Origin of the sequence: Labedaea rhizosphaerae (assembly GCF_004362825.1) — a bacterium.
GTDB classification, from domain to species: domain Bacteria; phylum Actinomycetota; class Actinomycetes; order Mycobacteriales; family Pseudonocardiaceae; genus Labedaea; species Labedaea rhizosphaerae.
The window spans coordinates 30,595-42,211 of the sequence record NZ_SNXZ01000007.1 but is presented as its reverse complement, the minus strand read 5'-3'; the positions used below and the strand labels follow the sequence as shown (position 1 = coordinate 42,211).

Annotated in this window: 10 protein-coding genes; 7 read left to right on the top strand and 3 right to left on the bottom strand. The window is 70.0% G+C overall.

Annotated elements, in window-relative coordinates:
- The first annotated feature begins 6 nt into the window (after positions 1-6).
- The 7 genes from EV186_RS31605 to EV186_RS31575 all read left to right on the top strand — a co-directional run bounded on the left by EV186_RS31605 (position 7) and on the right by EV186_RS31575 (position 7,895).
- Complete coding sequence (locus EV186_RS31605) at positions 7-507, top strand: SigE family RNA polymerase sigma factor (protein WP_166659417.1); 501 nt, start codon at positions 7-9, stop codon at positions 505-507.
- Positions 507-1,559: a hypothetical protein gene (locus EV186_RS31600; protein ID WP_133853179.1), complete on the top strand. Its 1,053-nt coding sequence runs from the start codon at positions 507-509 to the stop codon at positions 1,557-1,559. The genes EV186_RS31605 and EV186_RS31600 overlap by 1 nt, the downstream gene beginning before the upstream one ends.
- A 213-nt stretch (positions 1,560-1,772) precedes the next feature.
- A complete protein-coding gene (locus tag EV186_RS31595; RefSeq protein WP_133853178.1) occupies positions 1,773-3,311 on the top strand; it encodes a glucoamylase family protein in 1,539 nt (512 codons plus the stop codon).
- A gap of 117 nt (positions 3,312-3,428) precedes the next feature.
- On the top strand, positions 3,429-5,372 hold the full coding sequence (locus tag EV186_RS31590) for an arabinofuranosyltransferase (protein WP_133853177.1): 1,944 nt from the start codon (positions 3,429-3,431) through the stop codon (positions 5,370-5,372).
- Positions 5,373-5,439: 67 nt separating this feature from the next.
- Positions 5,440-5,886: a hypothetical protein gene (locus EV186_RS31585; protein ID WP_208115881.1), complete on the top strand. Its 447-nt coding sequence runs from the start codon at positions 5,440-5,442 to the stop codon at positions 5,884-5,886.
- Between the two features lie 87 nt (positions 5,887-5,973).
- Complete coding sequence (locus EV186_RS31580) at positions 5,974-6,927, top strand: alcohol dehydrogenase catalytic domain-containing protein (RefSeq protein ID WP_133853176.1); 954 nt, start codon at positions 5,974-5,976, stop codon at positions 6,925-6,927.
- 23 nt (positions 6,928-6,950) lie between these two features.
- Positions 6,951-7,895, top strand: coding sequence for an RNA polymerase subunit sigma-70 (locus EV186_RS31575; RefSeq protein WP_133853175.1), 945 nt, complete (start codon positions 6,951-6,953; stop codon positions 7,893-7,895).
- Here EV186_RS31575 and EV186_RS31570 read toward each other — a convergent pair.
- From EV186_RS31570 to EV186_RS31560, 3 genes are all read right to left on the bottom strand, one after another.
- Entirely contained in the window at positions 7,892-10,159 is a 2,268-nt protein-coding gene (locus tag EV186_RS31570; RefSeq protein WP_133853174.1) for a hypothetical protein, read from the bottom strand. The two genes, EV186_RS31575 and EV186_RS31570, sit on opposite strands and share 4 nt — an antisense overlap.
- Positions 10,160-10,240: 81 nt before the next feature.
- Positions 10,241-10,828, bottom strand: coding sequence for a hypothetical protein (locus tag EV186_RS31565; protein ID WP_133853173.1), 588 nt, complete (start codon positions 10,826-10,828; stop codon positions 10,241-10,243).
- Position 10,829: 1 nt separating this feature from the next.
- Positions 10,830-11,525 (bottom strand): HNH endonuclease family protein, encoded by a 696-nt coding sequence (locus EV186_RS31560; protein WP_133853172.1) that lies wholly within the window; start codon positions 11,523-11,525, stop codon positions 10,830-10,832.
- Between the last annotated feature and the right edge of the window lie 92 nt (positions 11,526-11,617).

Here is an 11,617-nt window from a genome sequence, read left to right as displayed (position 1 = left end):
GTAGTGATGGCTGACTACGAGGACTTCGTCCGGGCCCACCTGCCGCGGTTGCTGCGCTGCGCGACGATGCTGACCGGGGAGCGGGAGCAGGCCGCCGACCTGGTGCAGGACGTGCTGGTCAAGGCTTACCGCCGGTGGTCGCGCATCAGCGATGCCGACCACCCGGACCGCTACGTGCTGCGGATGGTGACCAACGGCTACCTGTCCTGGCGGCGCAGCGGGTCGGCGCGCCTGATCGCCGTGGGCGACCCGCCGGACGAGGCCGGTCCGGACGACTTCGCGTCGGAGCACGCGGCCCGCGACGACATGTGGCGCAGGCTGGCGCGGCTGCCCAAGCGCCAGCGCGCGGTCGTGGTGCTCCGGTACTACGAGCAACTCTCCGACGCCGACATCGCCGACGTGCTCGGCTGCGCGCAGGCGACCGTGCGCGCCCATGCCCACAAAGCCCTGACGACCCTGAGACACGGCCTGACCATCGAGCGGGTGGCCCAGGCCAAGGAGACCTGATGGACATCGAGAACCTGATCAAGGACACCTTCACCGCACACGAGCACGACGCCCCCGACGGCGACCAGGTGCTCGCGGCCACGCGCGAGCGCATCGACCGCAAGCGCGCCCGGCTGAACCGGCCGCTCGCGGTGGCCGCGGGCGTGGTCCTGCTGGCTCTGGCCGCGGTCACGGTGGTGGCGCTGAACCGGCCGACGCCCGGCGACCAGGTCGCGGCGGCCGGACCGGCCCGGTCGAACCACCCCGCCGTGGCCAAGGCACCGGCCAAGCCGGCCATCGAGCCGCTGGCCATGCCGTTCTCCCTCGGCTGGCTTCCCCAGGGCAAGGTCGACACCCTCGCGCGCCGCATCAACACCGGCGCGGCGGCCGGCTCCACCAAGCCGGTGTACGACGGCGAGTACCTCCTCAATGTGACGGTCGGCCACCAGGTCCTGCTCGTGGACGTCCAGGAGATGCGGATGATGTCGCCGGACGAGGCCATGTTCAAGTCCGGTCCCGGCAAGCACGTCACCATCGGTGGCCGAGCCGGTGTGGAGAGCGCGAACTCGGGCGGTCCGGGCGGCTACGAGCTGTACCTGACCAACCCGCGCGGCGGTTCGGTGTACGTGAACATCGGCAACGAACCCGGCAGCACCACGCCGGCCACGCAGCTGATCGACATCGGCCACCGGGTCGCCGAGCACATCGAGTTCCCGGGCACCACGACCGTCACGCCGGTGTTCGGCCTGGGTGCATTGCCGGGCGGGATGCGGATGTGCACCTTCGAGATCGGCCGTGGTGGCCCGGAACTGGGGACCGCGACCAGCACGCACTACTCGATCGGCACCTGCGACACCATGGACACGGTCCAGGTCTACACCAGCGAACCGGGCCGGGTGCAAGGCAAGCCGGGCCGCCAGGTCCAGGGCCACCAGACCCGCTACAACGTGGAGTCGGGCTACGCCTCACTGTCCATCTTGGACGCCGTCGACCACGCGGCGATCACCGTCGCCGGCCACCTCCCGCAGGCCGACCTGTACAAGATCGCCGACCACCTGGTCCTCCCCCGGTGACGTGCCGTGGGTCCTCCGCGACTTCACCGCGGAGGACCCACCGCCACCGGCGGAGTGGCCGCCTTGTCCCCGGGTGCAAGGGAGCTGCTACGCGCCGAACGGCTCAGAAGCCTTTCGCCGAAGGCGGTGCCACCGGATGGCGTGTTGCACCGCCCGTCCGACGGGTACAGAGTCGAGGGGGCTGCTGTCGACTCACCGTGAAGGACGTCGATCATGCGAATCCGTCGGTTACGCCGGACCCTCCCCGTTGCGATCCTCGCGGCCGCCGCTTTGGTGGTGGGCCAACCCGCCGGTGCGGAGCCAGCCGACTCGACCCTCACCGCGCAGCAGCGTGCGGACCTCTACTCCATCGCCAAGGACACGTGGGCGTTCTACGCCGACGACGTCGATCCGACCACGCACCTGCCGCTGGACAACCTCGGCCCGGGCAGCACCCGGGGCACCTACACCTCGGCCGCCAACATCGGTGTCTACCTCTGGGCGGTGATCGCCGCCAAGGATCTGCGATTGATCAGTCGCGGGCGGGCGGATTCGCTGATCGCCGACACGCTGAACGCTGTCGCCAAGCTCAAGCGCTCGCACGGGATGCTCTACCAGTGGTACGACACCACAACCGGCCACGTGATCCGCAATCCCGGTGACATCGACTGCACGACCGAGACCACGCCGACGCAGGACAACTGCTTCTTCCTGTCCGCTGTGGACAATGGCTGGTACGCCTCCGGGCTGATCGCCACCCGCCAAGCCCTGCCCGAGCTCACCGGCCTGGTGGACAAGCTGCTCACGCCGATGGACTTCTCCATCTACTACGACGATCGCGCGCAGACCGCGTGCAACACCAACCCGGACATCGAAGGCAACCAGCCCACCGGGCAGCAGTACGGCGGCTACTACGTCGACCAAGGCCCCGCCGGCTACCACAACGGTGCGCTCTACAGCGATCCCCGCATCTCGATGTACATCGGCATGGGCATGCACCAGATGCCCGGCGACGTGTGGTGGCGCACCTGGCGAACGCTGCCGCCCCAGCAGTGCGCGACCGACCCGGACTTCTCCTGGCAGGGCCAGTGGCCGGTGCCCGGCTACTGGCAGACCTACCGGGATCCCCAGTCCGGCAAGCACTTCCGGGTCTGGGAAGGCCACTACACCTACCCCGGCACCTCCTTGACCTTCCTGCCGACCTTCGCCGGTGGCATGTTCGAAGCGCTGATGGCAGGCGAGGTCGTGCCGGAGACCACCTGGGGTCCCCGCGGCCTCGGCCTGGCCAACCTGCGCACCGCTCAGGTCCAGATCAAGTACGCCACCGACACGCTGCACTACCCGGTCTGGGGCCTGTCCCCGTCCAGCACGGCCGACGACACCGGCGGCTACGGCGGGTTCGGCGTCGAGGGTCAGGCCTTGCCGACCGGCCAAGGCCTCGCGCAGTGCACCACCTGCGCGACCGAGACCACGGTGACCCCACACGCGTCGTTCCTCGCTCTGGGCGTCCTCCCGCACGAGGCCTACGCGAACATCCAGCGGCTGCGCACGCTCTACCCCGACGTGTACGACACCAACGGCGGCTTCTACGACGCGGTGAACCCGACGACCGGCGCGGTCGGCCACCGCCGGCTGGTGCTCGACCAGTCGATGATCATGGCGGCGCTGGACAACGCGCTCAACGGCAACGCGCTGCAACGGTACTTCGCCCAAGACCGTCTCTCCTGGGCCGCGCACACCTACCTCGCCATGGAGACGATGTCCTTCCGCTGACCCCCACTCGAGCGAAATTCGAGTCAGCCGAACGCAACAGATCGGCCGCCGCGGTCATTCAAAGGGTATGGGGAGTTTCAAGGGGGGCCGCGTCGCCGGTACGCGGGGACTGGTCGAATGGTGACCGACACCTGCGCCAAGCCGGTCGCCGTGGTGGTCGAAACGCCCGACATGGATCCGCTTCCGAATCGGCGTCGGGTCGTCTTGCTCGGGATCGAAGTGGTCGCCGCGGTGGCGGCGGCCGCGCTGGTCAGTGGGCTCGTGCAGTGGGCGGTCGACGCGCTGCCGATCCGGTACAAGTCGAACGTTCCGATAGCGCTGACGTGGTCCGTTGTCTTCGTGCTGAGCTGTGTCGTGGTGGTGCTGTTGTGGCGACGGTGGTCGCGGTCGAGCACGGTGCTGGCGTGGTTGCTGCCCGCGGCCTTCACCTCGACCGTGCAGGCGCTGACGCTGGCCGGAACGCCTTTCTACTTGTTCGGCACGAATGGCGACCAGTTCTTCCGCATCCAGTACTTGCAGCGGCTCACCGTGTCCGCGTCCCTGGCGGACGACAATTACCTCGGCATCCCGCCGTATTACCCGGCGGGGTGGTTCTGGCTCGGCGGCCGGTTCGCCAGCCTCATCGGCCGGCCGGCGTGGGCCGCATACAAACCGTTCGCGATCCTGACCATCGCCGTGGTGGCCGCGCTGGCCTTCGTGTTGTGGAGTCTGCTCGTCTCGCGCAAGAAAGCGCTCGGGATCGCGATGGTCTTCGCGCTCACCGGGACGATCCTCGGTGCCTACGAGCCGTATTCGTGGGTCGCCACCGTGGTGATCCCGCCGCTGGCGGTGCTGGCCTGGCGGTTGTTCCGGACCATCGCCGAGCGGCGCGGTGCGGCCGGACCGGGCCCGGCGACCGTGCTGCTCGGGCTGATCGGGCTCGGGATCAGCGTGTGCGCCGCCACCTACACGCTGCTGTTCGGGTTCGCGGTCCTGCTCGTCGTCGCCGCCGCTGTGGTGGCCGCTGCGGTGGCCACCGTGCGGAGCAAGGCGAGGTGGTCGACGGTGGTGGTCCGGCTCGGCCTGATCGGCCTCGCCGCGCTCCCGATCACGTTGCTGGTGTGGGCGCCTTATCTCTACTCGGCGATGCGCATGCCCACCGGACGAAACGCCGCCCCGCAGTTCTTCCCGATCGGCATGGCCACCCTCGGCACCCCCATGCTGCAACCGACGGTCACCGGGGTGATCTGCATGATCGGGCTGGTGTGGATCGTTGTCGCGTGGCGGCGCAACCCCGTCGCGCAGGCGTTCGGCATCACCGCCGCGGCCTGCGTCGTCTGGCAGTTGTCGTCGACGCTCGCGCTCGCCGACAACACCACGCTCCTCTCGTCGCACATCGCCCAGGTCGGCGAGATCGTTCTGTGGTGCGCTTGCGCGTTCGCGGTGTTCGATCTGGTCGAATCGCTCCCCCGCCGCCTCCACATCAGCAGCCCACAGTGCACGCGGGTGCTCGCGAGCGTGCTCGCCGTGCTGGTCGCGGTCCAGCTGACCCAGTTCCGACCCGACAGCATCAAGGCCCTGCTCGGCGGCGCCTACACCTCCTACGACGCGGACGGTCACGTCGTGGACGCCGCGAAGGCGACCGACCAGTGGGGCCCGTACAACAAGCAGCTGATCGACGTCATCGCCCAGCTCTCCGGCCGACCCGCGCAGGACAACGTGCTGCTCACCAACGACTTCCAGCTGCTGGATTTCCAGCCCTACCACAGCTTCCAGACGAACAAGGAGCAGTACGCGAACCCGCTCGCGCGCTATCCCGAACGCAACGAGGAGCTGGTGCGCTGGGCCCGGTCGAGCTCACCGTCCGAATTCTTGTCGAAGCTGTCCGCGAGCGAATTCACCCTGCCGAACGTCTTCGTGTTCACCCGCGACGCGGCCGGCGACTACGTGTTCGACATCAACTGGACGAACTTCCCCTACGAGAACACCGGCCGGCGGCTCACGTTCCCGGCCGAGCTGTTCGCGTCACCGCAGTTCGTCAGCCGCGAGGTCGGCCCGTTCACGGTCATCGTCCGCCGTTGAACCGGTTGAACCTGTTCGCCCGATCGGACGTACTAGAGGAAGGGGAACACGACACCGAGGAGTCCCGATGGGAACCATCGACGCAAGCGGAGGGAACTCCGGATACCTGCACACGGGGCCGAGCGGAGTGCTGTCACCGGTCATCTGGCGCGGGCTCAGCGCGCTGGCCCTGCTCCTGATGGCGGCGATCCACCTCTACCTCGTCTTCGACGGCGTGGGCGGGGTGCTGGGCGTCCTCTTCGTCCTCAACGCGATCGGCGGGGTGGTGCTGGCGATCGCGATGGTCGCCGCGCCGCGGCGGCTGCTGCTCGCGGCCAGCGTGCTCGGGTTGTTGTTCATGGCGGGCACGTTGCTGGCCTTGATCCTGGCCCTGACCGTCGGGCTGTTCGGGATCACCGAGACGCTCAGCTTCACGCTGGTGCCGACCACGCTCGTCGAGGAGTCGATCGGTGTCGTGGTGCTCGCGGTGACCACGGTCGTGGCCCTCCGGGCGCAGCGCAGCGCACACGCCTGACCCTCGATTCCTTTCGGCGGTGGCCGAGGTCTACCTGGTCGAGAGCCTGCCGTGCCGAGGCAGGCCGCGACCAGAGAGCCGACTGCCTTGAGCCTTCCCGCCACCATGCGTGCCCTGCGCCAGAGTTCGCTGAACGGGCCGCAGGACCTGTCCTTGATCACCGACGCGCCGGTGCCGAGCCCGCGCCGGGGTGAGGTGCTGATCCGGGTCACCGCCGCCGGGGTCAACTTCGCCGACCTCTCCAAGGCCCACGGCACGTTCTTCCACGGCCCGCAGCCGCCTTACCTCGCGGGGTTCGAGGCGGTCGGCGAGGTCGTGGCGCTAGGAGAAGGGGCGACCGGGCCCCAGCCCGGCACCCTCGTGTTCGGTGTCGGCGACGGGGCGTTCGCCGAGTACGTGGTTCTGCCCACGGCGACGCCGGTGCCGCCGGGCTGGAGCGCCGAGCAGGCGCTGGGCCTGGCCGTCAACTGGCCCACCGCCCTCGCCGCACTCAAGCTGGGCCGCGTCGCCGCCGGCGAGACCGTGCTGGTCCAGGCGGCGGCGGGCGCGACCGGGCAGGCCGCGGTGCGGCTGGCCAAGCACCACGGCGCGACCGTGATCGCCGTCGCCTCGCCCGCCAAGCACGACACGGTGCGGGCGTTGGGGGCCGACGAGGTGCTCGACTCCCTCGACCACCTCGCCGGCGAGGTCGACGTGGTGTTGGAGTCGGCAGGTGGCGCCACCTTCGCGGCCGGCTTGGCCGCCGCCAAGCGGGTCACCGGCCGGGTCGTCGTCTACGGCTTGGCCGGCGGCGAGGCCGCGGTCACCAACTGGGAGCTGGTCTACCAACACCAGGTCCAGCTCATCGGTCTCAACCTCGGCGTGCTGATCCAGTCCGCGCCGCAGCTCTTCGGCGAGGTGATGGGCGAGCTGTTCGCGCTCATCGGTGCGGGAGTTGTGGTGCCCGCGAACCCCACCGTCTACGACCTGGCCCACGGCGCCAAGGCGCTGGCCGAGCTGGAGGCACGGGCGACGGTCGGCAAGCTGGCGTTGCGGCCCTGATGCCACCGCTTACGCTCGCGCGCATGACGGCGGACCAGGCGCGTTTCGCCGCCGAGACCTCGCGGTTCCGGCGGGAGTTGCTGGCGCACTGCTACCGCCTGGTCGGCTCGGCCCAGGACGCCGAGGACCTGGTGCAGGAGACGTACCTTCGGGCGTGGCGTGCCTTCGATGGCTTCGAGGGGCGCGCCTCGGTCCGGTCGTGGCTCTACAAGATCGCCACCAACGTCTGCCTGACCGCGTTGGCGCCGCGCCGGATCCGGTTGCTGCCCTCGGGCCTGGCCGGTCCCCAGGACGAACCCGGGCCGCCTCGTCAGGTCCGGCCTGGCGAGGTCTTGTGGCTGGAGCCGCTGCCGGACTCGGCCGAGACGGTGGTCGCCCGCGAGTCGGTGCGGCTCGCCCTCATCGCGAGCCTGCAGCACCTGCCGGCACGGCAACGCGCGATCCTCATCCTGCGTGAGGTGCTGGCGTTCTCGGCCGCCGAGACCGCGGACATCCTCGGCACGACGACGGCGGCGGTCAAGAGCGGGCTGCAGCGCGCCCGTGCCCGTCTCGGTTCAGTCGAGCCCGCCGAGCTGCTCGAACCCACCGATCAGCGAGCGCGTGCCCTGCTCGAGGGCTACATCGCGGCCTTCGAGCGGGCGGACGCGAGCCTGCTGGAACAGGTGTTGCGCACGGACGCGACGCTCGAGGCGACGCCCTTCCGCGACTGGCAGGCCGGGCGGGTCAACTGCATCCGGCTGCTCGCGACATACGTGCTGGGCGCTGCGGGCGACTGGCGCCTGCTCCCGACGACGGCCAACGGCCAACCCGCCGCAGCGGTGTACCACCGGGACGCGGACGGTGAGCTGCGGGCTCACGGGATCGTCGTGCTGACCGCGACCGCCGCCGGAATCGCCCGCGTGACCGAGTTCCACGACCCGGCGCTGGTCGCGTTGTTCGGCTTCCCGGAGGTCGCCGAGGCACGTTAGACGTTGCGGGCCAGCTGTGCGGCGGACAGCACCAGGATCGACGACAGGCCCCAGCCGAGCAGCGTGGCGAGGTCGAGAGTCAACTCGATGAGCCAGCCACCGGCCGCGTGCGAGTCCGGGTACCACGTCGAGCGCTGGTTCAGCGAGATAAGCGGCACGACCGTGTCGACCGCGTAGAAGAACGGGTTGTAGCACCGGACCTGCCCGTCGCCACAGGCATCGGGCCGAGCCGGCGTCGCCGCCGGCACGACGTAGTCAGGACCGAGGTCCGCCGCCTTGTCGGCCGGGTCGATGGTGACGACGCGGCCGGTGGGGGCGTAGACGTTGCCGCGGTCGTCGGTGGTGCGCATCGTGTTGGCGCCGAAGGGAAGCAGGGCGATCAGGAAAACCAGAGCGAGCAAGAGCACCAGCGGCCAGCCCGCGCGGCCGGGGCGGTAGCCGAACCCGAACATGCCGTACAGCCGATTGACCGCGACCCGCAGCCAGCGCCCGAGCGGGCGCCCCAGCGAGTTCTGCTCGCGCAGCGCATGCTTGCGCTGCATGATCAGCAGGTGCTCGGCGTCGGCGCGGCGGCCGTGCTGGCGGAACACCGTGGCAGCCTGCTCGTAGGCGCCCGAATCGAACGACGCCTGCCGGGCCAGCCAGCGCGCCCGTGCCCGACCGTCCCACACGTGGTCGTGATCGGGGCCGAGCGAACCGAACCGCTCGTAGGTCATCCCGCTGATCACGAACCGCTCCGGCCAGCGGTCCGGGTCGTCGGCCAGCACGGTGGTCCGGCTGGCCTGGAAGCTGACGCTGGACGTCACGCGCCGCCAGCCGAGGTACATCCCGCCCTGCACGTTGGCCCACTCGGCGTCGATGGCCAGGCGTTGCGGCCCGCCCGGCACCACGCGGACGAACTCACCGCCGCGCAGGTCGAGCCGGCCCTCGATGACCGACCTGCGCAGTTCGACCCCACCCGCCGAGCTGAACCCGGACGTGAGCCGCACCGAGCCGCGGACCCGGGTGCCGAGCAGCCGCAGGGTGAGCCCTTCCTGGTTGCGCAGCACCGCGCCGCTGGCGTCCAGGTTGTTGCCCAGGTCGGCGGCGCGGAAGTTGAGCGTGCCGCCGTCGGTGTGAATCCCTTCGAGCTCGACGTCGCCCGCCACCCGGACCGAACTGGCGGCGAGCAGCGCCAGGCCGGCCGGCCTTCGCATCGAGATTCGTTGCAGCGTCAGATTTCCGTTGATCGCTGCGCCCTCGATCCGCACGGTGCCCGCGACGTCCACGCCCTTGTGCATGATCAGGCCAGACCGGAGTTCCGCGTTGGTCAGGTCGAGGGCAACGTCGTCCGGGGCTTCGAGCACGCAGCCCGAGTCGAACCGCACGCCACCGAAATCCCCGAGGGAGAAGTCCAGCCGACCGCGGGTCCGGCAGGCGCTCTCGAAGCTCACCGTCCCGTTGACCGACAGGCGTTGCGCCCAGAGCACCGTGTCCGGCGTCCGACCGGTCGCGTATTTGTCCGTCCGGCGAACGACACCACTGCCGTCGTCGTGCAACTCCGTGTCCCGCACCACGAAATGCGCGCCGATCCGCACCGAGCTCATCGCGATCCAGCCGTTGACGTGCATCTCGGCGAGCACGACGCTGCCGCCGACTGCCGCGTTGGCGAGGTTGATGGCCAGCTGGCCCGGGGACACACGCGCGCCGGTGCAATCGATCGACCCGTGGATCTTCGCGTTGTACAGCCGAACCTCGGCTCGCGCGACGAAGTCCAGCAGTTGGATCGACCCGCGCACCAGCAGCAGGTCGGCAAACAAGGAGCGGTCGGCGTCGCCGTCCACGCGGGTGCCGTGGCACAACAGCCGCCCGCCGATTTCCGCTTCGCACAACCAGATCGCGGCCCGGTTGGCACTCACGGCCGTCGCTATCGCGCCGCTCACGTGCGAGCCGGAAAGATCCAGGTCGTGCGCGACGTGCACACCGTTGGCCCGCACTCCCCCACTCAGCCGGCAGTCCGTGAGGGCGAGTTCGTGCAGGCTCGCCCCTTCGACGCGGAGCTCGTCCGTGAACGTGCAGCCGTCGAAACGCAGTGGCACAGCCATCGACACACCACTGAGATCGAGCATTCCGGTCACCTCGGCACCGCGGATCCGCACGCCCCGAGGGTCCAGGTGCGATTCGTCCAGGCAGACCAGGCGCACGGCTTCCGCCGATATCCGGCGACCGGCAAGCTCCGCCCACTCGCCGTGCCGGGCAGCCTGCAGCACGAGCCGCTTGCTCATCACCACCACCGAATCTCGGGGACTACGCCTGACATCGTCTCGTGCTGGCTCACAAGGCTCCGCACTGGCTTCGGAGGTCGCTCAGTAGGAGATCACGGTGACGACGCCCCGGCCGTCCGCTGACGCGCTCGCCAGGGTGGCGAGGTGCTGCCAGGCCGTGAGCTGGAACGTGTCCTCGTTGGCGTAGTTGGGCTCCGGTTCCGGCCGCACGGGGTACCGCTCGGCAATGGCCAGCACCTCTTCCCACGGCGGTTGCCCGGCGAGCACGTCGCGGACCGACTCCGGGCGCAGTGCGTAGAGGACGTTGGCACTGGGCTCGATCCCGGCATCGGCCGCCAGGTCATCGTGGCGCGGGGGCGCCCACTCCGGGCCGAGATGCGGCAGCAACAGTCCGAAGGTGGCATCGGCCGCGGCGCGCATCGGCGTGGGCAGGTGCGGGCGGAGGAAGTCGTAGTACTCCCCCGCGCAGAGGTAGGAGCTGCGCCCGCCCGGCAGCTCGACCTCCGTCAGGAACGGCAGTTCCGGCAGGTCGTCGCTCTCGTCGCCCGCGAGGAACCGTTGGTTGCGCGCCACGTTGGCGTCCCAGTAGAAGTCCAGCCCATCCGCGGCGCGGTACGCGGCGACCGCCGGCTCCCACGCGGTGACCAGCGCGAAGACGTCCACCCCCATGTCAGCAGGTGTGCAGCATCGAGACCAACGCGTCGTGTTCGGCTTGGTCGATGGTGAGCTTGTACTTGGCCTTGACGTGAATGTACGCGCGGGCATACAGGCACCAGGCGTCGTGGGCAGGCGGGCGCCACACGGCCGGGTCGCGGTCGCCCTTGGATTCGTTGCTGTGCACCGAAACCGCCACGAGGTTGTCCGTGTCGTTGTAGAACGCCTCGCGCTGGGCCTTGGACCACGGCCGGGCGCCGGAGTGCGCCGCCTCGGAGACCGGGACCACGTGGTCGATCTGCAGCTTGCTCGCCGACGTCACCGCCACGCCGTCGTAGAGCGACGTCCAGCACGCCTGCGCGCCCTCGGGGCAGGTCGAGCGGCACTGGCTGTCGGTCTTGATGCCGTGGCCGTCGCGGCGCAGGACCTGCTCACGGGTGTTGCACTTGGTGCCGGGGTCGTATTCCCAGTCGCCCCAGTCCGCACGCTTGTAGTGGGCGCCGGTGTCGGCGACGCGGACCGTCAGCCCGGCCAGCAACTGCGCTGCCTCGTCCGACCGGGGCGCGGGCAGGTCGCTGCTGCCGGCGCTCACCGACCCGTCCCCCTGCGCCGGTCCCACGTCGACCGGGTCGCACCCGGCCGACACCGTGGCGAGAGCGCAGGCCGCCAGCGCGGCCAGGCAGAAACGGGCTAAACCACTGGCTCCGGACATGATCACTCCTGGGGTCGGCTGGCTGCGCGTGATCATCTCGGAGCGCGCGGGACCGCTGGGCACTGGGTGCCGTCGGGAAACAACCGCCGTCC

Bases quoted from the DNA above. Each gene is read 5' to 3' on its own strand.
- EV186_RS31595 (WP_133853178.1), top strand. From the start codon at position 1,773: ATGCGAATCCGTCGGTTACGCCGGACCCTCCCCGTTGCGATCCTCGCG.
- EV186_RS31575 (WP_133853175.1), top strand. From the start codon at position 6,951: ATGACGGCGGACCAGGCGCGTTTCGCCGCCGAGACCTCGCGGTTCCGG.
- EV186_RS31590 (WP_133853177.1), top strand. From the start codon at position 3,429: ATGGTGACCGACACCTGCGCCAAGCCGGTCGCCGTGGTGGTCGAAACG.
- EV186_RS31600 (WP_133853179.1), top strand. From the start codon at position 507: ATGGACATCGAGAACCTGATCAAGGACACCTTCACCGCACACGAGCAC.
- EV186_RS31560 (WP_133853172.1), bottom strand. From the start codon at position 11,525: ATGTCCGGAGCCAGTGGTTTAGCCCGTTTCTGCCTGGCCGCGCTGGCG.
- EV186_RS31570 (WP_133853174.1), bottom strand. From the start codon at position 10,159: ATGAGCAAGCGGCTCGTGCTGCAGGCTGCCCGGCACGGCGAGTGGGCG.
- EV186_RS31585 (WP_208115881.1), top strand. From the start codon at position 5,440: ATGGGAACCATCGACGCAAGCGGAGGGAACTCCGGATACCTGCACACG.
- EV186_RS31605 (WP_166659417.1), top strand. From the start codon at position 7: ATGGCTGACTACGAGGACTTCGTCCGGGCCCACCTGCCGCGGTTGCTG.
- EV186_RS31565 (WP_133853173.1), bottom strand. From the start codon at position 10,828: ATGGGGGTGGACGTCTTCGCGCTGGTCACCGCGTGGGAGCCGGCGGTC.